The sequence below is a fragment of the Aeromonas enteropelogenes genome, assembly GCF_020097295.1.
GTDB lineage: Bacteria > Pseudomonadota > Gammaproteobacteria > Enterobacterales > Aeromonadaceae > Aeromonas > Aeromonas enteropelogenes.
Genome location: NZ_CP083625.1, coordinates 634054 through 659846 on the forward strand (window position 1 = coordinate 634054; position 25793 = coordinate 659846).

Genomic DNA, 25793 nt, shown 5'->3' on the forward strand with positions numbered 1-25793 from the left:
CGGAAAGCAGAACTAACGGGTGAGTACCACCTTCTATCTACTGTCAAAATAAAAATGAGGAATACATACTGTGGAAGATGACTTGCTCAATAAAATAGCGGATGACTTACACAAATCTGGATTTAGTTCCGAAATGCGTGTCTTGAAAACTTTTTCGGATAAAGGCTGGGAAACCTCTGGCATAGCGAGTTATTTTGATAAAGATGATGAAAAAACAAGAGAGTCAGATTTACTTGCTTACCACTATATTGGGCAAGATGTTGGTGAATCAATTGATGCTAGCTCATACTTTCAAATTGTTGGAGAGGTGAAAAAATCCAACAAGCCTTGGGTAATATTCAAAGAAACGCCAGAAGACTCATGGGAATTAGAAGAGGGATTTTCAGGCCTAGTGTTTCATGATGGGATTCACCGTGGTAAAAAACGAGTGTCTTCATATTCAAAATTCCTCAGGAAAAGTGGCATTGGCTATCAATCTGGCTGGGTTGGGAGAGGAATACACGAGTCGTTTAAGAACCCAGACCAACCTTCTAGATGGTATCCAGCCCTGATTGGGGTAGCAAAGGCTGGGGAGCATGAATTAGAAGCTAACTCGTGGGATAAAAATAAAGAGAGAGATAAACCACACCCTCCATATATGTTTTTTGTAAAACCTATAGTGGTAATTGATGGGCCATTGGTCGCGGCATGCCTAGACGACAATGCAAATATTTCAGTTGAACATATACCATATGCCACAGTGAAATTTGAATTCAAAACAAAATCATATAACAGAAAACACTACATGATTGATGTCATACAAATAAACCACCTAGAACAATATATAGATTTCTGTAAATCAAGGCATGAAATTTTGTTTGAGAAAATGCTTGAATCTGCAGGGTTTATCCTAGCCAATAGACCAGATCATTTGTAATGAGTGCGGAGACAGATCGTAGCCCGTAGGTTCGAATAGCGCAGCGTATTCTGGCAATCGCGAATAATCCCACCGCGATATAAGCGAGGATCGGAATATCCTCTTGTGGGGTTACTATCGACCGCTTTGGAATGGCTCAAGGCTCGCAGGTGCCACTATAAGCTGGATTTATGGGTTTTCCGATAATGACCCAACTTTTGCTTATAGTGGCTGCCGCCAGCCCATCAGCGCCTGTGGTGGCCAGCTTAAGGGCCGCCGGGCGCTTGTTATAGGTTCTTCCGATCCAGTGACTTTCAGGCAAGGCGAGCAAAGATGGCTCTTTGCCCTTGCGACCCGTGCCTGCACTCTATTTGCTGCTGGCGGCTTGCGACTTGCTGCCCGGGTGATGACCCGGTTGCCGGAATAACGATCCGGCTTCCTGTGTAAGACGGCGCCACTCACCAGCTACAGGTAGTTTCCCTGCCGCAGGGCGGTCAGCAGTTCATCCACCAGGGCATCCACCGGCTTGCCGGCGTTTAACAGATGAATTTCCGGCTGCTCGGGGGCCTCGTAGGTGGAGTCGATACCGGTAAAATTGCGGATCTCCCCCGCTCGCGCCTTTTTGTAAAGCCCCTTGGGGTCGCGCTCTTCACAGACGGCCAGCGGTGCATCGACAAATACCTCGACGAACTCCCCTTCACCCATGAGATTGCGCACCAGCTCCCGCTCGGCACGGAACGGCGAGATAAAGGCGGTGAGCACGATAAGGCCCGCATCCACCATCAGTTTTGCCACTTCGCCGACCCGGCGGATATTCTCCTGCCGGGCGGCGTCATCGAAGCCGAGATCGCCACAGAGGCCGTGACGCACATTGTCCCCATCCAGCAGATAGGTATGCTTGCCCTCTGCGGCCAGCGCCTGCTCCAGTGCCCCCGCCAAGGTGGATTTGCCCGCCCCCGACAGTCCGGTAAACCAGATCACCAGGGGCTTCTGCCCTTTCAATTCGGCCCTACGCTCTTTGCCCACGGCATGGTCGTGCCACACGATATTGCTCATTCACACTCCTTGCTTGGCGCTCGCGCCTCAATGCTGAAACGGTCTGGCTCCCTGGAGCTCAGCCTCTGGCCACTCGCCACTGACGGGGGCCATGGTCGTCGTGTATCTATATTCCCTGCAAGGCGCCCATGCCCCCAGTTGCGCCGCCTTAAAACGGAAACAACAGGGGCACCATGACGATCACCCCGATGCTGTAGGCCAGCGAGACCGGCAGGGCCAGCTTGAGGTAGTCCGGCATCTTGTAGTTGCCCGCCGCATAGACCATCAGATTGGTCTGGTAGCCATAGGGCAGGATAAAGCTGGAACTCGCCCCGAACAGCACCGCCAAAATAAACGGCATGGTGGAGACATCCATGCTGAGCGCCAGCTGATAACCCATGGGGAAGGCCAGGGCGGCGGCGGCGTTGTTGCTCATCAGCTCGGTCAGCACCAGGGTAAACACATAGATGCCGATAAAGGCGATGATGGGGCTGGCGCCGTTGAACTCCCCCATCAGCCAGTTGGCAATCAGCTTGGCCAGACCGCTCTTCTCCAACTGATCGGCGATGGCCAGCGCCCCGCCCACCACCAGCCAGATATCGAGCGGGAAACGGCGGCGGATCTCGTCCAGGGTCAGGATGCGTGAAAACAGCAGCACTACCAGCATCATCAGCAACCCCTTGAACAGCGGCACCAGATCGAACACCGACAACGCCAGCACCCCGAGAAACCCCAGCACCACGGCGGCGCTGCGCGTGGCATCGAGCCGGGTGGAGGCCTCCAGCCCGCTCACCACCACGAACTCGCGGGAGAGGGACTTGTTGCCCGCAAACTTGGGGCCGGGGGCCAGCAGCAGGGTGTCCCCTGCGTGCAGTTCAATCTGGCCGAGGCCGCCGGTGAGCTGGGTTTCACCCCGGCGCACCGCCAGTACCACCGCATCGAAGTGGGTGCGAAACTCGGCGTCCTTGATGGTCTGGCCCACCAGCCGCGAGCTGTGGCTGACGATCACCTCCACCAGGTGCTGGCCGTTGAGGCAGTGCTGGCCGTAGAGATCCAGCCCCTTGAGCTCCTGCAACACGCCGACGCTCTCCACGTCGCCGCAAAACAGCAGCATGTCTCCCTCGTGCAGCTCGTGTTCCGGCTGCACCGGGCAGATCACCTGGTTGCCACGAATGATCTCGGCAAGATAGAGGCTTTTGAGGCTGCGCAGGCCGTTCTCCTTGACGCTGCGCCCGGCCATGGGGGAGCCGGGGCCCACCTTGGCCTCGAGAAAATAGCCGGACTCGCGGCTCATCTCGGTGTCCTGCTCCGGCAGATGGCGGGCAAACAGCAGCACGGCGATAAGGCCGGTCAGCAGAGTCCCCGCCCCCACCATAAAGAAGTCGAACATGCCAAGCGGGGGAACCCCCATCTTGACCAGAAAGCTGTTGACGATCAGGTTGGTGGAGGTACCGATAAGGGTCAGCACACCGCCAAAGGTCGCCGCGAAGCACATGGGCAGCAACAGCCGTGAAGGGGCATGATTGGGGTTACGCTTGACCGCCCCCAGCATGGAGGCCACCACGGCGGTGTTGTTGACGAAGGCCGACAGGAAGGCGGTGGAGAACCACACTTTCACCAACACCTTGTTGAACGAGCCGGTGCCCACCAGGTTGGCGAACCAGCTCATGATCCGGGTCTTCTCCACCGCCAGCGATACCAGTAGCAGCAGTACCAGGGTCAACAGGGCGCTGTTGGTGTAGCCCGCCACCACGGCGTTGATGTCCGCCAGCCCGCTCAGATAGGTGATGAGCACGGCGCCCGAGAAGAGCAGCGCCGGCCGGAGTTTGCCCTGGATCAGCAGGGCGACGAGGGCAGCCAGCAGACCCAGCACCAGGGATTGTTGCCAGGTCATGGGCTTACTCCTTGCCGGAATCGTTGCTGATGGTCAGCGCCTGCCAGTGGGGGAAGTGCTTGCGCACCAGAGCGTTGAGCTCGACTTCGAACTCGCTGTATTGCCCTGCCACCGCCTTGGCCGCCAGCCCTTCCACTATCATGCCGGCGCCGACGGTGACGTTGGTCAGCCGGTCGATCAGGATAAAGCTGCCGGTGTCGCGGATCTCCTGGTAGGGATCGAATGTCACCGGGTCGGTCAGGCTGAATTCACACAGGCCGATCTCGTTGAGCTTGAGCTCGGAGGCCGGCAGCTCGTCGAGCTTGTTGATCTCGATACGGTGGCGGATGGCCTCCACCTGGCCACGGCTCTTCTTGGTCGCCAGCTTGACGTCATAGACCCGGCCCGGCTGCAGGGACTCTTCCCCCATCCAGACGATGTGGGCCAGCACGTTCTGGGTCACCTGGGGCTTTTTCGCCGCATCTACCAGCAGGTCGCCCCGGCTGATGTCGATCTCGTCCGCGAAGGTGACCGTGATGGCCTGACCCGGCAGGGCGTACTCCAGATCCCCGTCGAAGGTGACGATACGAGTCACAGTGCTCTCTTTGCCGGACGGCAGCACGGCCAGCTTGTCGCCCACCCGCAGGATGCCGGAGGCCAGGGTGCCTGCGAAGCCGCGAAAATCGAGGTTGGGGCGGTTCACGTACTGCACCGGCAGACGCACCGGGTGACGCTCCAGCTCGCGCTCCACTTCCGCGCTCTCCAGCAAGGAGAGCAGGGTCTCGCCCTGATACCAGGCCAGCTTGTCGCTTGGGTTCACCACGTTGTCACCATCCAGCGCCGAGACCGGCACGATATGGATGGTGTCGACGCTGAGCTTCTTGGCGAATTCGCGATATTCGGCGCTGATGCGCTCGAACACCTCCTGGCTGAACTCCACCAGATCCATCTTGTTGACCGCCACCACGAACTGCTTGATGCCAAGGAGGCTCGCGATAAAGCTGTGACGGCGGGTCTGATCCAGCACCCCCTTGCGGGCATCGATCAATATGATGGCGAGATCGCAGGTGGAGGCGCCGGTGGCCATGTTGCGGGTGTACTGCTCGTGGCCTGGGGTATCCGAGATGATAAATTTGCGCTTGGCGGTGGAGAAATAGCGGTAGGCTACGTCGATGGTGATGCCCTGTTCGCGCTCCGCCTGCAGGCCGTCCACCAACAGCGCCAGGTCCAGCTTCTCGCCGGTGGTGCCTAGCTTCTGGCTGTCGGACTCCAGCGCTTTGAGCTGATCTTCATAGATCTGCTGGGAGTCGTGCAGCAGGCGGCCGATAAGGGTGCTCTTGCCGTCGTCCACGCTGCCGCAGGTGAGAAAGCGCAGCAGGCTCTTGTGTTGCTGGGCGTGCAGGTAGGCTTCAATGCCCTGTTCGCTGATGGCGGTCTGAATATGGTTGTTCATGTTGCGATTCCTTAGAACATTTTTTTAGAAATAGCCCTGACGCTTCTTCTGCTCCATGGAGCCGGCCTGATCGTGGTCGATGAGCCGCCCTTGCCGCTCGCTCGAGGTGGTGATCAACATCTCTTCGATGATCTCCGGCAGGGTGGTGGCATTGGATTCGATGGCCCCGGTCAGTGGGTAGCAGCCGAGGGTACGAAAGCGCACCAGCTCCTGTTTCACTTCATCTTCCGGACCGATGGGCATGCGCTCGTCATCCACCATGATCTTGATGCCATTGCGCTCCACCACAGGGCGATGAGCGGCGAAGTAGAGCGGCACTATGTCGATGTTCTCGAGGTAGATGTATTGCCAGATATCCAGCTCGGTCCAGTTGGAGAGCGGGAAGACCCGGATGCTCTCACCCTTGTTGACCTGGCTGTTGTAGACGCGCCACAGCTCCGGGCGCTGGTTCTTGGGATCCCAGCGGTGGGACTTGTCGCGGAAGGAGTAGACCCGCTCCTTGGCACGGGACTTCTCCTCGTCGCGGCGGGCCCCACCGAAGGCGGCATCGAAGCCGTATTTGTTGAGCGCCTGCTTGAGCCCCTCGGTCTTCATGATGTCGGTGTGCTTGCCGCTGCCGTGCACGAAGGGGTTGATGCCCATGGCGAGGCCGTCCGGGTTCTTGTGAACGATCAGATCCAGCCCGTACTTCCTGGCGGTCTCGTCGCGAAACTTGATCATCTCCTTGAACTTCCAGTCGGTGTCGACATGCAGCAAGGGGAACGGGATCTTGCCCGGATAGAAGGCCTTGCGGGCCAGGTGCAGCATGACGGAGGAGTCCTTGCCGATGGAGTACATCATCACCGGGTTTTCAAATTCGGCAGCCACCTCGCGGATGATGTGGATGCTCTCGGCTTCCAGCTGCTGCAAGTGGGTCAGTCTTTCACGGTCCATGTCTGGGTCCTCGGTTCATTGCTAACGCGCCTGGTCAGGGCGCGGTGTTGGTTCAATTCGCGGCCGCAGTGGCGGCAGCGTCAATTCGCTTCTCTATGCCGGCGTTCAGGCCAGCTTTACCAGCTTGAGATCGCAGCCATCGAGATCGCTGCGCCCCGTGTTCTGTTCATATCCCTCGCCAAACCAGGCCAGCCGTTCACGCAGGGCGACCACCTCGCCGATGACGATGAGCGACGGGCTCACCGCCTGAGCGGCCAGCTCGGCCAGATCCGCCAAGGTGCCGGTCAGCACGCGCTGCCGCGCCGTGGTGCCGCGCTCGATGATGGCGATGGGGGTGGCGCTGCTGCGGCCATGGCTCACCAGCTGCTGCTGGATATGCTCGGAGCGCATCAGCCCCATGTAGATGACCAGGGTCTGGCTGGTGGCGGCGAGCTGCTGCCAGTCGGGCTCCTTGCCCTCCTTCTGGCAGTGGCCCGTGATAAAGACGGCGCTCTGGGCATGGTCGCGGTGAGTGAGCGGAATGCCCGCATAGGCGGTGGCACCGGCGGCGGCCGTGATGCCGGGCACCACGGAGAAGGGAATGCCTTCCTCTGCCAGCACTTCCAGCTCCTCGCCGCCACGGCCGAACATGAAGGGATCCCCCCCCTTGAGCCGCACCACCCGGTTGCCCGCCTTGGCATATTCCACCAGCAGGCGATTGGTCTCTTCCTGGGGCACGCTGTGAGCGCCCGCCTTCTTGCCGACCGATACCAGGGTGGCATCGCGGCGCACCAGATCGAGGATCTCGGCGGAGACCAGCTGGTCGTAGAGCACCACTTCAGCCTGCTGAATTTGTTGCAGCGCCTTGAGGGTCAGCAGGCCCGGATCGCCGGGGCCCGCCCCCACCAGCACCACTTCCCCCACCTCGGTCTGGGCCTTGTCCAGACCCTCGTTCAGCCAGCTCTCGGCCCCTTGCCAATCTTCCTTCTCAATCAGACCGGCCAGGGTGTTGGAGGCAAAGGCGCGCTCCCAGAAGCGGCGACGGTCGGAAATGGAAGAGAGCACCCGCTTGGCCCGGTCGCGTACCCGGCCGGAGAGCTCGGCCAGGCCGCCGAGGTGGCGGGGTAGCAGACTCTCAAGCCGCTCGCGCAGCAGACGCACCAGCACAGGCGCCTTGCCGCCGCTGGAGACGGCCACCATGATGGGGCTGCGATCGATGATGGAGGGGAAGATAAAACTGGATCGCTTGGGGTCGTCCACCACGTTGACGAACAGACCGAGCTGGTTGGCGCTCTGATAGACCAGGGCATTGACCTCGAGATCGTCGGTCGCCGCCACGGCCAGCAGTTGGCCCGCCAGATGATCCGGGCGGAAACGCTCGGTCAGATGGGTGAAGCGACTGGCAAATTCGTCGAATGCGGGTTCAAGTTCAGGAGAGACCAGGGTCAGCCTAGCACCGGCCGCCAGCAGCAGGCGCGCCTTGCGCAGGGCAACCTCGCCCCCGCCCACCAGCAATACCGGGCGACCGTCCAATTTGGCAAACATCGGCAAATAATCCATCTTGCATCTCTCCATACCTGATGAGCGCACTCTATCGGGATGGGTAAGCGCGATAAAATAATAAAGAACGTTCATTTATATCTTTTGGGAATATGCTTTGCCGCAGGATGGCAAATCAGGGGGAGTGCGATGCCCTTGAATAGAGGGTGCAGAAAAGAAGATTGCGGGTAGCGAAATGCCCGGCATGCAGCGGGTGACTGGTGCTTTCACCGTGCGGGGTATAGTCTATCGAGACACATTGAAACGGAGTCAAATGATGAATGAATCATTGATTGTGCTGGGAATTTTCATATTCCTGGTGATCGCCACCCTGAGCGCCGGGATCAAGATAGTGCCGCAGGGTTACAACTGGACCGTGGAGCGCTTCGGCCGCTATACCCGTACCCTCACCCCCGGTCTCAACCTGCTGATCCCCTACATAGATCGCATCGGCCACAAGATCATCATGATGGAGCAGGTACTGGACATCCCGGCACAGGAGGTGATCTCCCGCGACAACGCCAACGTCACCATAGACGCCATAAGCTTCGTGCAGGTGGTGGATGCCCGCAAGGCAGGCTATGAAGTGAACGATCTGACCAGCGCCATCCGCAACCTCACCATGACCAATATGCGTACCGTGCTGGGCGCCATGGAGCTGGACGAGATGCTCTCCCAGCGCGACACCATCAACGAGAAGTTGCTGCGCACCATGGATGCCGCCACAGCCCCCTGGGGGATCAAGGTGACCCGCATCGAGATCAAGGATGTGCGTCCGCCGCTGGCGCTGGTAGAAGCGATGAACGCCCAGATGAAGGCCGAGCGCCAGAAACGGGCCGAAGTACTGGAAGCCGAAGGGGTTCGTCAGTCCAAAATACTCAAGGCCGAAGGGGAGAAGCAATCCCAGATCCTCAAGGCCGAGGGTGAACGCCAGGCCGCCTTCCTCGCCGCCGAGGCGCGGGAACGGGCAGCAGAAGCAGAAGCCAAGGCAACCCATATGGTGTCAAAAGCCATCGCCGAAGGGGATCTGCAGGCCATCAACTACTTCGTGGCCCAGAAGTACACCGAGGCGCTGGCCCGCATCGGTGAAGGCCCCAACAGCAAGGTGGTAATGATGCCGCTGGAGGCGGGCAGCCTGATAGGCTCGGTGGCCGGCATGGCCGAGCTGTTCAACAAAGATGGCAAGGGCGGCAAACCATGACAGCCCTGTTTGAGGGGCTGACTTACTGGCACTGGATGGGGCTCGGCTTCGTGCTGCTGGCCATCGAGGTGCTGGGATCGGTGGGCTTTCTGCTCTGGACCGGCATCGCCGCGCTGGAAGTGGGCCTGTTGCTGCTGGTGTGGCCCTTCGGCTGGCAGGCTCAGCTGCTGCTGTTTGCGGTGCAATCCCTGCTCACCACCTGGGCCTGGTGGCGCTGGCAGCACCAGCGGGATCGCTCCGGCCAAGATGCCGCCGCCCCTATCAACGAGCGGATGCAGAGCTATCTGGGACGCGAGCTGACCCTGCTGGACGACGTCACCCAGGGCATGAGCCGGGTCCATCTGGACGACACCGTCTGGACAGTGCGCTGCAACCAGTCACTCCCGGCGGGCAGCAGGGTCAGAGTGACGGGGCATGACTCCCATATCCTGCTGGTTGAGCCCCTCCCCTGAGGGCCTTCGATGACTGACACCAAGCCCGCCATCGCGCGGGCTTTTTGTTGGTCAATATCCATGGCGGCCCTTCATCAGTAACAGACGGCTCCCCCACCCGATGAAATAACAGAGGGATATGTCGAGCTCCGCACAAGGACCGATTTGTTGATGGGTTTGTGCCCAGCTTCTGGTTATAATTTTTGCCTTTCCAAGCGTTGATGGAACAGTCGCAATGAGCAATGCACTGAGCAGTATCCCGCCGGTAGTCGAGATGGACTACCCGTTTCCGGCCAAACCGGTTCCCCTGAGCGCCGAGCAGAAGACGACCCTGATCGCAGACATCAAGGCACTGCTCAAGGAGCGTCAGGCCGTGCTGGTCGCCCACTACTACACGGATCCCGAGATTCAGGCGCTGGCCGAAGCCACCGGTGGTTTCGTCGGGGATTCCCTCGAGATGGCCCGCTTTGGCCGGGATCACGCCGCCCAGACCCTGATCGTGGCAGGCGTGCGCTTCATGGGGGAGACCTCCAAGATCCTGAGCCCCCACAAGCGAGTGCTGATGCCGACTCTGGAGGCCGAGTGCTCCCTCGATCTGGGCTGCCCCATCGAGCAATTCTCCGCCTTCTGCGATGCCCATCCCGACCATACCGTGGTGGTCTACGCCAACACCTCGGCGGCGGTCAAGGCGCGGGCTGACTGGGTGGTGACCTCCAGCATAGCGCTGGAGATCGTCGAACACCTCGACAGCCAGGGCAAGAAGATCATCTGGGGCCCGGATCGCCACCTGGGCGCCTACATCGAAAAGAAGACCGGCGCCGAGATGCTGCGCTGGCAGGGGCACTGCATCGTCCACGACGAGTTCAAGGCCCGCGCCCTGCGCGATCTGAAAGCGCAGAATCCGGATGCCGCCGTGCTGGTGCACCCCGAATCCCCCGCCTCTGTCATCGAACTGGCCGATGCGGTGGGCTCCACCAGCCAGCTGATCAAGGCAGCCAGGGAGCTGCCCCAGCAGAAGCTCATCGTGGCGACCGATCGGGGCATCTTTTACAAGATGCAGCAGGCCTGTCCGGAGAAAGAGATGGTGGAAGCGCCCACCGGTGGTGATGGCGCCACCTGCCGCAGCTGCGCCCACTGCCCCTGGATGGCGATGAACGGCCTGGTGGCCATCAAGTCCACCCTCACCGATGGTGCCGAGCGCCACGAGATCCATGTGGACGAAGCCTTGCGACTCAAGGCCCTGATCCCCCTCGATCGCATGCTGGACTTTGCCGCCGAACTCAAGCTCAAGACGCAGGGCAATGCCTGATTGCTCCTGATGACGAGATACAAAGAGGGCTCCCGCGGGAGCCCTCTTGTTATATGACTTGCCAGGCGATCAGATGATCACGGTGGAGAGGCTGTGCTCCTCGTCGGGGGCGACGGTGACGCCCGCCTCGCCTGCGATGGCCGCCTCGACGCACAGCATGGTGCGATAACCGTCGTCACTCATGTCGGCCATGGCGGTGGCCCCTTCCTGCCAGGGGGTCCAGATCACCACACTGTCATGGTTGCCACTCACCACACGGATCTCGCGCTCACCATCCTGGATGCTGACCAGCGCCTCGGGCTGCCAATAGACGCGATCCAGCGGACCGCTCAGGGTCAAGGCCCCCTGCTGCTTGCCATCCTGACCGGTCAGCTTGTCGGCATAGGGTTCGCCCAGACCGCTAACGCTGACGGCTTCCGGCTGGCTGATCGCCAAGTAGGTGTGCAGGGCACCACTGTAGACGAGAGGCTCACTGCCAGTGTTGCGGGTGGTCAGCACCAGGGAGAGCTCCTTGCCTACCAGCACGTCCAGCTCCAGCTCGAAGGCGTGATCCCACTGGGTGCGGGTCGCCTCGCTGTCGCGCAGGGAGAGATGCACCAGGGTACCGTCGGCGTGATCGGAGACGCCATCCAGCGTCCAGAGGCTGGTGCGGGCAAAGCCGTGGGAGGGTTTGCCGCTGCCGACGCGGGCCGGCGCCGGGCCGAACCAGGGCCAGCAGAGGGGAATGCCGCCACGGATTGGCTTGCTGCCATCCAGCACGGCTTTGTCACTCAACCAGATGGAGGCGGGTTCGCCATGGCGCTGATAACTCAGCACATGGGCGCCGAACAGGCTGATCTCGGCCCTGGCGCTGTCATTGCTGATGGTGAGAACCGGCAGACCGGCCGCATTGTTGGCGAGCTGGCAATTGGCGGTCAGGGGGCGAATGGATTGCATGTGGACTCCTGTCATCATGGGAACCGAAAAACAAAAAGGCGGCCAGTGGCCGCCTTTTTCAAGCTACGCGATTGCGCATCCCAAATTACTTGGAGATGTGAGCGATCAGGTCCAGAACCTTGCTGGAGTAGCCCATTTCGTTGTCGTACCAGGATACAACTTTAACGAATTTGTCGGTCAGCTGGATACCAGCCTTGGCGTCGAATACGGAGGTCTGACGCTCACCCAGGAAGTCGGTAGAAACCACTTCGTCTTCGGTGTAGCCCAGAACGCCCTTCATGGCGCCTTCGGAAGCAGCTTTCATCGCTTCGCAGATTTCTGCGTAGGTGGCAGCTTTCTTCAGGTTAACGGTCAGGTCAACAACGGATACGTCCGGAGTCGGAACACGGAAAGCCATACCGGTCAGCAGGCCTTTCAGTTCCGGGATAACTACGCCAACAGCCTTGGCAGCACCGGTAGAGGACGGGATGATGTTCTGAGCCGCGCCGCGGCCACCGCGCCAGTCTTTGGCAGACGGACCATCAACGGTCTTCTGGGTAGCAGTGGTAGCGTGAACAGTGGTCATCAGGCCAGACTCGATACCGAAGGTATCGTTCAGTACTTTGGCGATCGGAGCCAGGCAGTTGGTGGTGCAGGAAGCGTTGGAAACGATGTCCTGGCCAGCGTAGGTAGCGTGGTTAACGCCCATGACGAACATCGGGGTAGCGTCTTTGGACGGACCAGTCAGAACAACTTTCTTGGCACCGGCAGCGATGTGCTTGCGAGCGGTCTCGTCGGTCAGGAACAGACCGGTAGCTTCGGCAACAACGTCAACACCGATTTCGTTCCAACGCAGGTTGGCCGGGTCACGCTCAGCGGTAACACGTACGGTTTTGCCGTTAACAACCAGGTTGCCGTCTTTAACTTCAACGGTACCGTTGAAACGACCGTGGGTGGAGTCGTACTTCAGCATGTAAGCCATGTAGTCAACGTCGATCAGGTCGTTGATACCAACAACTTCGATGTCGTTGCGCTCGCAAGCCAGACGGAATACGAAACGACCGATACGGCCAAAACCGTTAATACCTACTTTGATAGTCATATTTAGTTACCTAACTGTTCAGTAGTCAAAGAAAATTCCGCTTGTAAATTTACTAGAACTCTACGGTGAGTCAACCAACATTCGGTCCGAAATTGCGCTATATCATGAAAAACTGTGAAATTTATTTTCTGTTTATGTAACTGATTACCGTACTTTGACAAAAAAACATCCTGTTTGCCCCCTTCGCAATTATCAACAATAGTGCCTACTCGGTCACACAACCATAACGACAGATATGTAAAAATGAACGCGGTTTAGCATGGCCAAAGAGCCACTGTTCAAGTACCACCCATAAAAATTAATCAAAATAGTATAGATAGAATCCACAGCGGGAATTCTCAAACTATGACCACCCTGATCGAACAGCTGGCTGCCGCAAAAGGCATCGCCAGCGAGTATGTCGATGCCTGGGGCCAACCGGCCCAGGTGTCTGAAGAGAGCAAGGCCGCCATGCTGGGCGCCATGGGCTATCGCGTCGATGACGAAGCCGCCCTGACCGAGCAGCTGGAGCAGGAGCACCGCCAGCACTGGCTGCGCGCGCTGGATCCCGTGATGGTGGTTCGCACCGGCGAGCCGGTTACCCTCGACGTCCGCCTCCCCATCGAATTCGTCAATGACGCCCTCACCTGGCAGCTCCAACAGGAGCAGGGTGCCGTGCTGTCCGGTCAGTTCACCCCCATAGAGGGCGAGCTGGTCGGCGTCGCTGAATTCGAGGAGATGGAGTGCCAGGCCTATCGCGTCACCCTGGCGATAACCCCGGAGCAGGGTTACCACCAGCTGGTACTGCTGGAAGAGGGCAATGACGAACCGCTCGCCACCATGCGTCTCATCGTCGCGCCCAAGGCTTGCTACAAGCAGCCCCCCATTGCCAATGGCCGCAAGGTATGGGGCCCGAGCGTTCAGCTCTACTGCCTGCGCAGCCGCCATAACTGGGGTATCGGTGATTTCAGCGATCTGGGCCAGCTGGTCGAGAAAGCGGCCGCCTGGGGGGCCCACTTCGTCGGCCTCAACCCCATCCATGCCCTCTATCCGGCCAATCCGGAGAGCGCCAGCCCCTATAGCCCTTCATCCCGTCGCTGGCTCAACGTCGCCTATATCGACGTGGCAGCCGTCCCCGAATTCCAGGGGAACACAGGCCTCAAAGCGGAAGTGGCAAGCCCCGCCTTCCAGCAGCGCCTGACCGAGCTGCGCGCCAAAGAGAACGTCGACTACACAGGCGTCATCGAAACCAAGATCGCCATGCTGCGCCAAGTGTTTGACCAGGCCAAACTCAGCGCCGAACGTCAGGCTGCATTCGACAGCTTTGTCGCCGCCGGTGGCGACAGCCTGCAACAACAGGCCACCTTCGATGCCCTGCAGGCTCACTTCTACGCCAAGGGCGAAAACGCCTGGGGCTGGCCGGTGTGGCCCGAGGCCTTCCGTGACTACCACAACCCGGCGGTCGCCGCCTGGGCCTCGGAACACCAGCAGGATGTGGCCTTCTACCTGTATCTGCAATTCCTCGCCGACGAGCAACTGGCCCAGGCCGATGCCCGCGCCAAGGCCGCCGGCATGGTGATGGGGATCTACCGGGATTTGGCGGTGGGTGTCTCCGAAGGCTCTACCGAGATCTGGGCCAACCAGGATCTCTACTGCCCGAAAGCTTCGGTCGGTGCGCCGCCCGATATTCTGGGTCCCCTCGGTCAAAACTGGGGCTTGCCCCCCATGAATCCGAACCAGCTGTTCGAAGCCGCCTATCAGCCGATGGTGGATCTGTTTCGTGCCAACATGCGCTCCTGCGGCGCCCTGCGCATCGACCATGTGATGACCTTGCTGCGCCTGTGGTGGGTACCGCCAGGAGAGTCCGCCGCCAAGGGCGCCTACATCTACTACCCGGTCAACGACCTGCTCGGCATCCTGGCCCTCGAATCCCACCGCAATCAATGCCTGCTGATCGGCGAGGATCTCGGCACTGTGCCGGAGGGGATCGACGTGACCCTGAAGGAGAACGGCGTCCACTCCTACAAGGTGTTCTTCTTCGAGCGCTCCAAGGAGGACGGTGGCTTCATCTCCCCGGCCCACTACGCCGAGCAGGCGATGTCGGCCCTGACCACCCACGACATGCCGACCCTCAAGGGCTTCTGGCATTGCGACGATCTGGCGCTGGGACGCGAGCTCGGATTGTATCCGGATGAAGACGTTCTCAAGACCCTGTATGCTGATCGCCACCAGGCCAAACAGCGGATCCTCGACAGCCTGCACGCCCACAACGTCATCTCTGACAACATCAGTCGTGACGTCAACTGGGTTGGCATGAATACCGAGCTCAACCATGGCCTGCAGATCCACATGTCCCGCGGCAGCTGCGCCCTGTTCAGCACCCAGCTGGAAGACTGGCTGGAGATGGACAAGCCGGTCAACGTGCCGGGCACCAGTTACGAATACCCCAACTGGCGCCGCAAGCTCTCCGCCGACCTGGAGGATATTTTTGCCAATGAGGCGCTCAAGGCGCTGGCCGGCCAGATGAGCCGTGCCCGTGATGAGGCCAGTCGTTGAGCCGCTGTCGCGCACAGCTGACTCACCTCAATCCGCTCCGGCGCTGGCCGGAGCGGATGATCTGTCATGAAAGGAAATCTCGATGCTCGTTGAACGTTTGGTTGCTGCCCGCTGTTCCGATCCCTTCTCTCATTTAGGCCTGCAGGCCAATCCGGATGGGCCCGGCCTCAAACTGACCGCCTGGTTGCCTGATGCCACCGAAGTTCGCGTCAGGGACCTCAAATCGGGCAAAGTTGTTGCCACCCTGGCGTCCTCCGATGACACAGGTCTTTTTGAAACTGTTTTCACCCGCCGCAAGAATCCCTTCCCCTACCAGCTGATCGTCAGCTACCCGAATGCCACCACCGACGTCATAGACCCCTACCAGTTCCAGGACGCAGCCTGGGAAGGGCTCGCCGAACTGACCTATCAGCCGGAAAACCTCTACCACACCCTGGGCGCCCAGTTGCGCACCGTGGAGCATCTCGGCCAACGGGTGGAAGGGGTTCGTTTTGCGGTCTATGCGCCGAGCGCCACCTCGGTGAGCCTCATCGGCGACTTCAACTTCTGGGATGGCCGCCGCCATCCGATGCAGCGCAGTCTGTGCGGCCACTGGGTGCTGTTCGTGCCGGGTCTCAAGGCCGGGGAGCGCTACAAGTTCGAACTCAAAGACCCCATGGGCAACCGCCAGCCCCACAAGAGCGATCCGGTGGGCTTCTATTGCGAGCAGTACCCGTCGTTCGCCTCCGTGGTCTATGACCACGATCAGTACCAGTGGCAGGATGCGGACTGGGTGGCGAGCCAGCGCAACGACAAGCGCGAGCAGCCCATCTCCATCTACGAACTGCACATCGGCTCCTGGAAGCGCCACTCCAACGGCGATAGCCTGAGCTGGCGCGAACTGGCGGTGGAGCTGGTCGACTATGTGCGGGAGATGGAGTACACCCACATCGAGTTGCTGCCGGTCTCCGAACACCCGTTCAGCGGCTCCTGGGGCTATCAGCCGGTAGGTATGTTCTCCCCCACCAGCCGCTACGGCAGCGCAGACGACTTCAAGTTCTTCGTCGACAGTTGCCACCAGGCCGGGATCGGCGTCATCCTCGACTGGGTGCCGGCCCACTTCCCCTCCGATGCCCATGGCCTGGCCCGCTTCGACGGCACGCCGCTGTACGAGTACGAGGATCCGCGCCGTGGCTGGCATCCGGACTGGAACTCCTACATCTACGACTTCGGCCGCGATACGGTGCGCCAGTTCCTGGTGGCCAGCGCTCTTTACTGGCTCGACAAGTTCCACGTCGACGGCCTGCGGGTGGACGCGGTCGCCTCCATGCTCTATCTGGACTACTCCCGCAACGCCGGCGAGTGGGTGCCGAACGTCGATGGCGGCAACTACAACTACGAGGCGATCAGCCTCTTGAAGTGGACCAACGAGGAGGTGTACGGCAAGTATCCTCACGCCATGACCATCGCCGAGGAGTCCACCGCCTTTGCCGGGGTTTCACGCCCCACCTTCCTGGGCGGCCTGGGCTTTGGCTTCAAGTGGAATATGGGCTGGATGCACGACACCCTCACCTACATGCAAAAAGAGCCTATTCACCGCCGTTATCACCACAACGACATGACTTTCTCCATGGTGTACCACTATGACGAGAACTTCATTCTGTCGCTCTCTCACGACGAGGTAGTGCACGGCAAACACTCATTGCTCTACAAGATGCCGGGGGATGAGTGGCAACAGGCGGCAAACCTGCGCGCCTACATGGGTTTCATGTATGCCCACCCGGGCAAGAAGCTCAACTTCATGGGCACCGAGATCGCCCAGAGCAACGAGTGGAACCACGATGCCCAGTTGCCCTGGCACCTGCTGCAATACCCCAAGCATGCCGGCCAGCAGCGGCTGATCCACGACCTCAACCACCTCTATCGCCACGAACCGGCCCTCTATCAGGCCGATTACGAGCAGACAGGCTTTCGCTGGCTCGATCACAACGATGCCGACAACAGCATCTTTGCCTGGCTGCGAGCGGACAAGGAGGGCGAGCAGGCCATCATGGTCGCGGCCAACTTCACCCCGGTTCCCCGCACCGACTATCGCCTCGGCGTACCGGCGGCGGGCCACTACCGGGTGGTGCTCAACACCGACAGCGAGTATTACTGGGGCAGCAACTATGATGTGGGTCTGGTGTTCGCCGCCGAGCCAACCCCCTGGCAGGGAATGGCGCACAGCATAGTGCTGGATCTGCCGCCTTTGGCGACCTTGTTTATCAAACAGGAGTCCTGATGCTTGTGATGGAAAAAGGGTCGGGCCACCCCCTGGGGGCCCGTCTTGATGAAACAGGTTGCCACTTCTGCGTCTGGGCCCCCCAGTCGGACAGGGTGGAACTCTGCCTGTTCGACGACAACGAGCAGGAACAGGCACGGCTCGAACTGCCTGGCCGACGCGGCCAGTACCGATTCGGCTATGTGCGCGGCGTAAAAGCCGGCCAGCGTTATGGTTATCGGGCGCATGGCACGCCCCAAGAGGGGATGCTGTTCGATCCGGACAAGCTGCTGATCGACCCCTATGCCCGGGCCCTCAGCCGCCCCCTCTACTGGGATGATGCCCTTTATCAGGGAGACAGTGCGGCCATGATGGCCAAGTCGGTGGTGGTGGATGACGCCTTCGACTGGCAGGAGATCGGCAAGCCTGCCATCGAACCGGCCCGTACCATCCTCTACGAGGCCCACGTCAAGGGCTTTACCCGCCAGCATCCGGGGATCCCCAAAACACTGCAGGGTACCTATCTTGGCATCAGCCACCCGCTGATGATCGAACACATGAAGTCCCTCGGCATCACCTCGGTGCAGCTGATGCCGGTGGCGGCCTTCATGTCCGAACCCAGGCTCGAGCAACTGGGGCTCAGCAACTACTGGGGCTACAACCCCGTCGCCTTCTTCGCCCCCGAACCGCGCTACAGCGCGCATACGGGCGAGGCGGTGACCGAGTTCAAGACCATGGTGCGCGAGCTGCACAAGGCCGGGCTCGAGGTGATCCTGGACGTGGTCTACAACCACACCGCCGAATCGGGCTTCGATGGTCCCATGTTGTCGTTCAAGGGATTCGACAATGCGGGCTACTACGCCTTCGAGGCGGGTCCGCACGGCCCCGACTACAGCCGTCACGCCAACGTGACCGGCTGTGGCAACAGCGTCAATCTGGATCATCCCAACACCCTGCGTCTGGTGCTCGACGCCCTGCGCTACTGGGTTACCGAGATGCAGGTAGATGGCTTTCGTTTCGATCTGGCGGTGACACTGGCGCGAGAGGCGGGCGAGTTCGATCCCATGGGCGCCTTCTTCAAGGCATTGATGGCAGACCCTGTGCTGTCACAGGTCAAGCTTGTCGCCGAACCCTGGGACATAGGCCCGTTCGGTTATCGCCTCGGCCAATTCCCGAGCCAATGGCTGGAGATCAACGACCGCTACCGCGACACGGTGCGCGCCTTCTGGCGTGGCGACGCTGGCAAGATGGGGGACTTTGCCACCCGGCTGGTGGGCTCGCGGGATCTCTTCCCGAAGAACTGGCGCGCGCCCCACTCCAGCGTCAACTACCTCTGCTACCACGACGGCTTCACCCTGGAGGATCTGGTCTCCTACAACCAGCGCCACAACCAGGCCAACGGCGAGGACAACCGGGATGGCCACGGCAACAACCTCTCCAACAACTACGGTGTGGAGGGGCCAACCCTGGATCCGCGGGTCAACAACCTGCGCCAACAGCAGAAGCGCAACATGATCGCCACCCTGCTGCTCTCCCAGGGCACGCCGCACTTCCTGGCCGGTGACGAGATGGGGCGCAGCCAGCTTGGCAACAACAACGCCTATTGCCAGGACAACCAGATAAGCTGGGTCAACTGGCAGTGGCGACCGGAGGACGAACGGCTGTTTGCCTTCACTCAGCAGATGATGGCATTGCGGGCAGAGTCCGAGGTCTTCTCCAATCTGCAGTTGAGCGACGACAGCTGGAACGGTGCCCCCGCCAGCTGCCACCAGGTCAACTGGTATCACCCGGATGGTCATCAGCTCACCGATCAGGACTGGCACGCCCCCATGGGCCAGGCCTTTGCCATGGACATCGGCATGATCACCTGCCCCGGGGAGCGCTGGTACGTGCTGTTCAACGCCAGCGATTACGATATCCAGTTCCGCCTCCCCCCGCCCGGCGAGGGGATGGAGTGGATCCAGACCATAGACACGGCCACCAACGACGGTCTGCCGTTCCTGCCTGACGACATCAAACGCCAGGTGGCGGTCAGCCGGGCCCACTCCCTCAAGCTGCTGGAGCGGATCGTGCGGGATGAGCAGGCAGAAGAAGCCTTGCCCCATGAGGAGGCGCATCTTCCCGCCACCGTGGTGGCGCCGCCTGCCAACCCGATCACAGATGCGGGCAAACCATAACAGGCATGCTGGAGTCAGCTTTACGGAGCCGCTATGCTGGGCACCGTTATCAGTGGCGAGGAGTCGGAATGAGCAGTAACAACCCCGAACAGTGGCGCGACAAGCTGAGCGCCGAGCAGTTTCACGTCTGCTGGGAGAAAGGCACTGAGCGCCCCTACAGCGGCGCCCTGCTGCACAACCGCAAGAGTGGTGACTACCTGTGCGTTTGCTGCAAAAGCGTGCTGTTTCACTCGGATGCCAAGTTCGACTCCGGCTGCGGCTGGCCTTCGTTCGACCGGGCCATCGAAGGGACTGTGACCTACACCGAAGACAACAGCCACGGCATGAAGCGGGTGGAGATCACCTGCAGCCAGTGCGGCTCCCATCTGGGCCACGTCTTCCCGGACGGCCCGACCGAGACCGGCCAGCGCTACTGCGTCAACAGCCTGAGCCTGGACTTCGATCCCGAAGCCTGAGCAAGTTATCCCGAGCAATAGAAAACGGCGCCCCTGACATCAGGGGCGCCGTTTTTACTGGGCTCTAGTCATGCCTGCCATCAGACCAGCAGCAGGGCTGCCCCCACCAGCAGGCCGGCCATGGCCAGAATGGGCAGCTTCACGACCCTCAACAGATAGAAAGCAATGGCGGCCAGCGCCAGATCCGTTGGCGCCAAAACGGCACTCTGCCACACCGGTTGATAGAGGGCGGCCAGCAGCAACCCCACCACGGCGGCATTGATCCCCGTCACCGCCCCCGCCAGCCTGGGGTTGGCCAGCCAACTCTGCCAGCAGGGCCCCATGGCCCACAGCAGCAGAAATCCCGGCAGGAAGATGGTCAGGGTCGCCAGCAGGGCTCCCGCAAACGGCGCTGCAGGCAACAGCTGGGCCCCCAGGTAGGTGGCGAGGGTAAACATGGGGCCCGGTACCAGCTGGGCCAGGCTGTAGCCGGTCAGAAACTGCTGCTGGTTGAGGGTATGCCCCACGCTCTCCTGCAGCAGGGGCAACACCACGTGACCGCCACCAAACACCAGGCTGCCTGCCTGATAGAAATCGGCGGCCAGACGGCTGGCGGGATCCGTTGCCAGCAGTGGCAGACCGAGGAACAGCAGGGCAAACAGCAACAAGGTCGGCCAGTGCGGCTGGCGCCGCTCGCCAGCCTGCGGCGCCGCCACCATTGCTCCCTCCCCCTGACGTGCGCAGAGCAGGGCCGCGCCCGCCAGCATGACCAGCTGGGTCAAGAGGCCGGGTTGCCACCAGAGGGCGGCGGCGGTCACCACCATGATCCCCTGTTGCAGTACCGTCTTGCAGAACTGGCGACTCATGGTGAGCACGGCATCGGCCACCACCACCAACGCCAACAGCTTGAGTCCGTGCAGGGCGGCCTCCAGCCAGAGGTTGTCAGTGAGCAGGCCCACGCCGATGGCGGCGGCCAGCAGCAACGCAAAGGAGGGGAGCGTAAAGCCGATGAAGGCGGCCAGGGCGCCCGCCAGACCCGCACGGTGGCGACCGATGGCAAAGCCAAGCTGGCTGGAGGCGGGTCCCGGCAGCAGCTGGCACAGGGCCAGTAACTGGGCGAACTCGGCCTGGGTCAGCCAGCGCAGCCGCTCGACGAAGGTGCGCTGAAAATAGCCGATATGGGCGGCCGGCCCACCGAAACTGACGCAACCCAGCCACAGAAACTGAATAAACACCTGCCCCACGCCACCACTCCTGTCTTGTTATAAAAGGCACTGGCGGGATGATATGACAAAGGGATGAACCTGTTATGACTATTCGGGTGATCCCGCTGGCAAATCGCAGTGAACGGTCAGCCGGCTGGCGATGGTTATGATGTCTCCTGGCCTGGCTGTGGCAGATAGCAACGACCGGCCAGCCAGCAAGCGATGGATTGGCGACTGGCATCGAAATGAGGCTCGGTCAGCGTGCGAGGATCGCACCAGACCCAACCCTCGCACTTTTCCGGCTCCAGCAACTGCGGCTCGCCTGCCACCTCGGCCAGCAAGGTGACCGATATGTAATGCAGCCCGCTCTCGCGCCAGGTCTCCAGATTGTTAGTGACAGCGATAACTCTGGGGTCGCTGATGACAAAGCCTGTCTCTTCGGCCACCTCGCGGATGGCCGCCGACTCGAAGCTCTCTCCCAGCTCCAGATGGCCGCCCGCAATGGACCAGTAAGGGGCGTGGCTCCCCTTGCGTTTGCCGAGCAGCACCTGGCCCTGGCTGTTGGTCAGGATGACGCCGACACCGACGCGGGGATAGGGAGTGGCCATACGAGAAGCTCCTTGCGATACGACAACTAGAACGGAGGCCCACCTTAGGCCCTATGATACCGGGGAGCAAGTGCCAAGCGACCCTAGCGATGCCGCTTGGCGCGCCATTGCCACGGGGTTGAATAACCCGACAATGGTGCGAATGGTAGCGAAAGCCGCCAGCGAGTGTGAACCATTCATCATAAAATGACAAAATCTGCCCACAGAATGGTTTTTTTCGCGATCTCGCCTGCACTTTGCCAACCTGTTCATGGTGCGCTCAGTTTTCTCTTCCCATACTGGCCCTGCAGTTCCAAAAGAGGAGAGACAAGATGCAGTCATCATTGGTCGGGCTCTCCATTCTGTGGGGGCTAGCCAGCTTTGGTGTTCAGGGGGATTTCATCGAGAGCCGTGATTCCGTTGCGCCATCCTGGCAAACCGAGTCCAGAGTGGAGATGGAAGGTTATCTGATCGAATCGCTGGGGGATGATCGCTGGCTGTTCGACAACGGCAGCGAGAGCCTGCTGGTCTCCCTGCCCGAAGGGCAGTGGGTGCAAAGTGGTGAGCGGCTGCGCCTGAGTGGCGAACCGCAACAGGAGCCGTCAGGCTGGCTGCTGCAGGTAGAGGACATCAGCCAGGTCAGCGTCTGACCGCCGGCGAGCGCAACCGCTATTGCTTGCTCGCACTCACCATCACCAGAGTCTCAATAAAATCAAGGCGCCAATGGCGCCTTGATCTCTTTATGCCGTAACTCTGGCCACGGGCGGGATTACTCCTCTTGCTCCCGTGCGATGGCACGCCAGCCGATATCCTTGCGGTAGAAAACCCCATCCCACTTGATGCGGGCCGCCAGCTGGTAGGCACGTTTCTGCGCCTCGGCGACCGTGTGGCCGAGGGCGGTTGCACACAGCACGCGGCCACCCTGGGTCAGGCTGGTATCCCCTTCCAGCCGGGTCCCGGCGTGGAACACCTTCTCGCCCGCAACCTCATCCACCGGCAAACCGCTGATGGGGTGGTTGCTGCTGTAGTTGCCGGGATAACCGCCCGCCGCCAGTACCACACCGATGGCGGCGCGGGGATCGTAGAGCGCCTCTTTCTGATCCAGCTTGCCCTCGCAGGCCGCCAGGCAGAGCTCCACCAGGTCGGACTGCATCCGCAGCATGATGGGCTGGGTCTCGGGATCGCCGAAGCGGCAGTTGAACTCGATCACCTTGGGATTGCCCTGGCCATCGATCATCAGGCCAGCATAGAGGAACCCTGTGTAGACGTTGCCTTCGGCCGCCATGCCGCGCACGGTCGGCATGATCACCTGTTCCATCACGCGCCGGTGCACCTCGGGGGTGACCACGGGGGCCGGGGAGTAAGCCCCCATGCCGCCAGTGTTGGGGCCGGTATCGCCATCACCGACCCGCTTGTGATCCTGGCTGGTGGCCATGGGCAGCACGTGCTCGCCATCGACCATGACGATGAAACTCGCTTCCTCTCCGTCCAGGAACTCCTCGATCACCACCCGGGCGCCGGCATCGCCAAACGCGTTGCCGGAGAGCATGTCCCGCACCGCCTCTTCGGCTTCGCTCAGTGTCATGGCGACGATCACCCCCTTGCCAGCCGCCAGGCCGTCGGCCTTGATGACGATGGGCGCGCCCTTCTCGCGCAGGTAGGCCAGCGCCGGCTCCACCTCGGTGAAGTTCTGGTAATCTGCGGTCGGGATGGCGTGACGGGCCAGGAAATCCTTGGTGAAGGCCTTGGAGCCTTCCAGCTGGGCGGCGGCGGCGGTCGGGCCGAAGATGGGCTGACCGGCGGCACGGAAGGCATCGACCACCCCTTTCACCAGCGGAGCCTCGGGGCCGACTATGGTCAGGCCGATCTGCTTCGCCTTGGCAAACGCCAGCAGTCCTTCGATGTCGGTCGCCTCGATGGCCACGTTCTCGATCCCCGGCTCCAGCTGGGTGCCCGCATTGCCCGGGGCCACGAAGACGTGGCTCACCAGGGGAGAGTGTTTTGCCTTCCAGGCCAGCGCATGTTCACGGCCACCGTTACCAATGATCAGTACTTTCATCGTTTCGCTCGCTTCTATTTGTGGTCACCGCCCCGGCTTGCGCCGCGACCGGTGAAAATAGTCAGTTGAAAAGAGACAACAAAAGGGCCGCCTGCGGCGGCCCTGACCCATCAATGACGGAAATGACGCATGTTGGTGAACACCATGCACATGCCGTGTTCATCGGCGGCGTCGATCACCTCCTGGTCACGCATCGAGCCACCCGGCTGGATGACGCAGGAGATACCGGCCTGGGCCGCCGCATCGATACCGTCGCGGAACGGAAAGAAGGCATCGGAGGCCATGACGGAGCCCGCCACGGTCAACCCTTCATCCGCCGCCTTGATGCCGGCGATCTTGGCCGAGTAGACGCGGCTCATCTGGCCGGCGCCGACGCCGATGGTCTGGCCATCTTTGGCGTAGACGATGGCGTTGGATTTGACGAACTTGGCCACCTTCCAGCAGAACAGCAGATCCTTGAGTTCCGCCTCGGTCGGCTGGCGCTTGCTGACCACGGTCAGATCACCCAGGGTCACCATGCCGAGATCGCGCTCCTGCACCAGCAGGCCGCCGTTGACCCGCTTCATGTCGAAACCGGCCGCCGGTGCGGTCCACTGGCCACACTCGAGCAGACGCACGTTCTGCTTGGCGGCGACGGCATCGCGCGCCTCCTGGCTCACGGTCGGGGCGATGATCACCTCGACAAACTGACGCTCGACGATGGCTTTGGCGGTGGCGCCATCAAGTGGCCGGTTGAAGGCGATGATGCCGCCAAACGCCGAAGTGGGATCGGTCTGCCAGGCGCGCTCATAGGCGGCCAGCAGGTCGTCGCCGATGGCCACACCGCACGGGTTGGCGTGCTTGACGATGACGCAGGCCGGCTCGCTGAACTCTTTCACGCACTCGAGCGCTGCGTCGGTGTCGGCGATGTTGTTGTAGGAGAGGGCCTTGCCCTGCAGCTGGACTGCGCTGGAGACAGAGCCCGGCGCCGCGTGCTCTTCGGCATAGAAGGCGGCGGCCTGGTGGCCGTTCTCGCCGTAGCGCATGTCCTGCTTCTTGATGAACTGGCTGTTGAAGGTGCGTGGGAAGCGGGACTCCTCGTCACCCTCCTTGTTATCGCCGTAAGAGGGCACCATGCTGCCGAAGTAGTTGGCGATCATGCCGTCGTAGGCGGCGGTGTGCTCGAAGGCGGCAATGGCCAGATCAAAGCGGGTGGCAAGGGTCAGGCTGTTGCCGTTGCCATCCATCTCGCGAATGACGCGGTCGTAGTCGGCAGCCTTGACCACGATGGCGACATCCTTGTGGTTCTTGGCGGCGGAGCGGACCATGGTCGGGCCGCCGATGTCGATGTTCTCGACGGCATCTTCCAGGGTGCAACCAGGCTTGGCGACGGTCGCCGCGAAGGGGTAGAGGTTGACGACGACCATGTCGATGGGGGAGATAGCATGCTGGGCCATGATGGCGTCATCCTGATCCCGACGGCCGAGAATGCCGCCATGAACCTTGGGATGCAGGGTCTTGACCCGGCCATCCATCATCTCGGGGAAACCCGTATAGTCAGAGACCTCGGTCACCGGCAGACCCGCGTCGCTCAGCAGTTTGGCGGTACCGCCAGTGGAGAGCAGGGCAACACCACGCTCGTTGAGTGCCTTGGCAAATTCCACGATGCCAGTCTTGTCAGACACACTCAGCAATGCACGGCGAATGGGTCGAGCTTGTTCCATCACACTATCGTCCTCAACATAACGGGGACCGTTCCATGGGAGGCGAGGCTCAACACAGAGAGTCCCCTAATAAATGGAAGTGGGGGATTTCGCAAACCACTCTTATCCAGGGACCCGTCCCTGGCCAAAGTGTTTTAAGAAATGCCCGCTTGGCGCGACGCTCTCTTATGGGCGCGTATTCTACACAAA

General features: G+C 60.9%; 20 protein-coding genes. 9 read left to right on the forward strand and 11 right to left on the reverse strand.

Going from position 1 to position 25793, the window contains the following annotated elements:
* The first annotated feature begins 70 nt into the window (after nt 1-70).
* Entirely contained in the window at nt 71-916 is an 846-nt protein-coding gene (locus tag LA321_RS02885; protein WP_156141019.1) for a hypothetical protein, read from the forward strand.
* A gap of 444 nt (nt 917-1360) precedes the next feature.
* On the opposite strand, the gene cysC is transcribed toward LA321_RS02885, so the two are convergent.
* The 5 genes from cysC to cysG form a co-directional block, all read right to left on the reverse strand.
* Nucleotides 1361-1951, reverse strand: a complete 591-nt coding sequence (gene cysC / locus LA321_RS02890) for an adenylyl-sulfate kinase (protein WP_042071183.1) — start codon at nt 1949-1951, stop codon at nt 1361-1363.
* Between the two features lie 148 nt (nt 1952-2099).
* Nucleotides 2100-3824: an SLC13 family permease gene (locus tag LA321_RS02895; RefSeq protein ID WP_042071181.1), complete on the reverse strand. Its 1725-nt coding sequence runs from the start codon at nt 3822-3824 to the stop codon at nt 2100-2102.
* A gap of 4 nt (nt 3825-3828) precedes the next feature.
* Nucleotides 3829-5256, reverse strand: a complete 1428-nt coding sequence (gene cysN / locus LA321_RS02900) for a sulfate adenylyltransferase subunit CysN (protein WP_042071179.1) — start codon at nt 5254-5256, stop codon at nt 3829-3831.
* Nucleotides 5257-5280: 24 nt separating this feature from the next.
* Complete coding sequence (cysD, locus tag LA321_RS02905; RefSeq protein ID WP_017781532.1) at nt 5281-6189, reverse strand: sulfate adenylyltransferase subunit CysD; 909 nt, start codon at nt 6187-6189, stop codon at nt 5281-5283.
* A gap of 105 nt (nt 6190-6294) precedes the next feature.
* Entirely contained in the window at nt 6295-7728 is a 1434-nt protein-coding gene (gene cysG / locus LA321_RS02910) for a siroheme synthase CysG (RefSeq protein WP_042071178.1), read from the reverse strand.
* 256 nt (nt 7729-7984) lie between these two features.
* Between cysG and LA321_RS02915 the strand changes: the two genes are divergently transcribed.
* From LA321_RS02915 to nadA, 3 genes are all read left to right on the forward strand, one after another.
* Nucleotides 7985-8908, forward strand: coding sequence for an SPFH domain-containing protein (locus LA321_RS02915; RefSeq protein WP_042071176.1), 924 nt, complete (start codon nt 7985-7987; stop codon nt 8906-8908).
* Entirely contained in the window at nt 8905-9360 is a 456-nt protein-coding gene (locus LA321_RS02920) for an NfeD family protein (protein ID WP_042071174.1), read from the forward strand. Before LA321_RS02915 ends, LA321_RS02920 begins: the two co-directional genes overlap by 4 nt.
* A 214-nt stretch (nt 9361-9574) precedes the next feature.
* On the forward strand, nt 9575-10648 hold the full coding sequence (nadA, locus tag LA321_RS02925) for a quinolinate synthase NadA (RefSeq protein ID WP_042026966.1): 1074 nt from the start codon (nt 9575-9577) through the stop codon (nt 10646-10648).
* A 69-nt stretch (nt 10649-10717) separates the two neighbouring features.
* On the opposite strand, the gene LA321_RS02930 is transcribed toward nadA, so the two are convergent.
* Nucleotides 10718-11584, reverse strand: coding sequence for a D-hexose-6-phosphate mutarotase (locus LA321_RS02930; protein ID WP_042071171.1), 867 nt, complete (start codon nt 11582-11584; stop codon nt 10718-10720).
* 85 nt (nt 11585-11669) lie between these two features.
* Nucleotides 11670-12665 (reverse strand): type I glyceraldehyde-3-phosphate dehydrogenase, encoded by a 996-nt coding sequence (gene gap, locus LA321_RS02935; RefSeq protein ID WP_026457038.1) that lies wholly within the window; start codon nt 12663-12665, stop codon nt 11670-11672.
* Between the two features lie 345 nt (nt 12666-13010).
* On the opposite strand from gap, the gene malQ reads away from it, so the two are divergent.
* The 4 genes from malQ (at nt 13011) to msrB (ending at nt 20071) form a co-directional block, all read left to right on the forward strand.
* Nucleotides 13011-15200 (forward strand): 4-alpha-glucanotransferase, encoded by a 2190-nt coding sequence (gene malQ, locus LA321_RS02940; protein ID WP_042071169.1) that lies wholly within the window; start codon nt 13011-13013, stop codon nt 15198-15200.
* Between the two features lie 82 nt (nt 15201-15282).
* A complete protein-coding gene (glgB, locus tag LA321_RS02945; protein ID WP_042071167.1) occupies nt 15283-17460 on the forward strand; it encodes a 1,4-alpha-glucan branching protein GlgB in 2178 nt (725 codons plus the stop codon).
* Nucleotides 17460-19616 (forward strand): glycogen debranching protein GlgX, encoded by a 2157-nt coding sequence (glgX, locus tag LA321_RS02950; RefSeq protein ID WP_042071165.1) that lies wholly within the window; start codon nt 17460-17462, stop codon nt 19614-19616. The genes glgB and glgX overlap by 1 nt, the downstream gene beginning before the upstream one ends.
* A 68-nt stretch (nt 19617-19684) precedes the next feature.
* On the forward strand, nt 19685-20071 hold the full coding sequence (msrB, locus tag LA321_RS02955; RefSeq protein WP_042026974.1) for a peptide-methionine (R)-S-oxide reductase MsrB: 387 nt from the start codon (nt 19685-19687) through the stop codon (nt 20069-20071).
* 80 nt (nt 20072-20151) lie between these two features.
* Here msrB and chrA read toward each other — a convergent pair whose 3' ends face one another.
* Both chrA and LA321_RS02965 read right to left on the reverse strand, forming a co-directional pair.
* Entirely contained in the window at nt 20152-21294 is a 1143-nt protein-coding gene (gene chrA, locus LA321_RS02960) for a chromate efflux transporter (RefSeq protein ID WP_042071163.1), read from the reverse strand.
* A gap of 125 nt (nt 21295-21419) precedes the next feature.
* On the reverse strand, nt 21420-21863 hold the full coding sequence (locus LA321_RS02965) for a nucleotide triphosphate diphosphatase NUDT15 (protein ID WP_042071162.1): 444 nt from the start codon (nt 21861-21863) through the stop codon (nt 21420-21422).
* Between the two features lie 311 nt (nt 21864-22174).
* On the opposite strand from LA321_RS02965, the gene LA321_RS02970 reads away from it, so the two are divergent.
* On the forward strand, nt 22175-22492 hold the full coding sequence (locus tag LA321_RS02970) for a hypothetical protein (protein WP_042026978.1): 318 nt from the start codon (nt 22175-22177) through the stop codon (nt 22490-22492).
* 119 nt (nt 22493-22611) lie between these two features.
* Here the strand turns inward: LA321_RS02970 and purD are convergent, their stop codons facing one another.
* Together purD and purH are read right to left on the reverse strand one after the other, a co-directional pair.
* A complete protein-coding gene (gene purD, locus LA321_RS02975) occupies nt 22612-23901 on the reverse strand; it encodes a phosphoribosylamine--glycine ligase (protein WP_042071160.1) in 1290 nt (429 codons plus the stop codon).
* Between the two features lie 110 nt (nt 23902-24011).
* Entirely contained in the window at nt 24012-25604 is a 1593-nt protein-coding gene (purH, locus tag LA321_RS02980; RefSeq protein ID WP_042071157.1) for a bifunctional phosphoribosylaminoimidazolecarboxamide formyltransferase/IMP cyclohydrolase, read from the reverse strand.
* Nucleotides 25605-25793: the final 189 nt, after the last annotated feature.

Excerpts from the sequence above, each read along its gene's own strand:
- LA321_RS02930 (WP_042071171.1), bottom strand. The coding sequence starts at position 11,584 with ATGCAATCCATTCGCCCCCTGACCGCCAATTGCCAGCTCGCCAACAAT.
- purD (WP_042071160.1), bottom strand. The coding sequence starts at position 23,901 with ATGAAAGTACTGATCATTGGTAACGGTGGCCGTGAACATGCGCTGGCC.
- cysG (WP_042071178.1), bottom strand. The coding sequence starts at position 7,728 with ATGGATTATTTGCCGATGTTTGCCAAATTGGACGGTCGCCCGGTATTG.
- glgB (WP_042071167.1), top strand. The coding sequence starts at position 15,283 with ATGCTCGTTGAACGTTTGGTTGCTGCCCGCTGTTCCGATCCCTTCTCT.
- LA321_RS02965 (WP_042071162.1), bottom strand. The coding sequence starts at position 21,863 with ATGGCCACTCCCTATCCCCGCGTCGGTGTCGGCGTCATCCTGACCAAC.
- malQ (WP_042071169.1), top strand. The coding sequence starts at position 13,011 with ATGACCACCCTGATCGAACAGCTGGCTGCCGCAAAAGGCATCGCCAGC.
- msrB (WP_042026974.1), top strand. The coding sequence starts at position 19,685 with ATGAGCAGTAACAACCCCGAACAGTGGCGCGACAAGCTGAGCGCCGAG.
- LA321_RS02970 (WP_042026978.1), top strand. The coding sequence starts at position 22,175 with ATGCAGTCATCATTGGTCGGGCTCTCCATTCTGTGGGGGCTAGCCAGC.
- purH (WP_042071157.1), bottom strand. The coding sequence starts at position 25,604 with ATGGAACAAGCTCGACCCATTCGCCGTGCATTGCTGAGTGTGTCTGAC.
- cysC (WP_042071183.1), bottom strand. The coding sequence starts at position 1,951 with ATGAGCAATATCGTGTGGCACGACCATGCCGTGGGCAAAGAGCGTAGG.
- cysD (WP_017781532.1), bottom strand. The coding sequence starts at position 6,189 with ATGGACCGTGAAAGACTGACCCACTTGCAGCAGCTGGAAGCCGAGAGC.
- LA321_RS02895 (WP_042071181.1), bottom strand. The coding sequence starts at position 3,824 with ATGACCTGGCAACAATCCCTGGTGCTGGGTCTGCTGGCTGCCCTCGTC.
- glgX (WP_042071165.1), top strand. The coding sequence starts at position 17,460 with ATGCTTGTGATGGAAAAAGGGTCGGGCCACCCCCTGGGGGCCCGTCTT.
- LA321_RS02915 (WP_042071176.1), top strand. The coding sequence starts at position 7,985 with ATGAATGAATCATTGATTGTGCTGGGAATTTTCATATTCCTGGTGATC.
- nadA (WP_042026966.1), top strand. The coding sequence starts at position 9,575 with ATGAGCAATGCACTGAGCAGTATCCCGCCGGTAGTCGAGATGGACTAC.
- gap (WP_026457038.1), bottom strand. The coding sequence starts at position 12,665 with ATGACTATCAAAGTAGGTATTAACGGTTTTGGCCGTATCGGTCGTTTC.
- cysN (WP_042071179.1), bottom strand. The coding sequence starts at position 5,256 with ATGAACAACCATATTCAGACCGCCATCAGCGAACAGGGCATTGAAGCC.
- LA321_RS02920 (WP_042071174.1), top strand. The coding sequence starts at position 8,905 with ATGACAGCCCTGTTTGAGGGGCTGACTTACTGGCACTGGATGGGGCTC.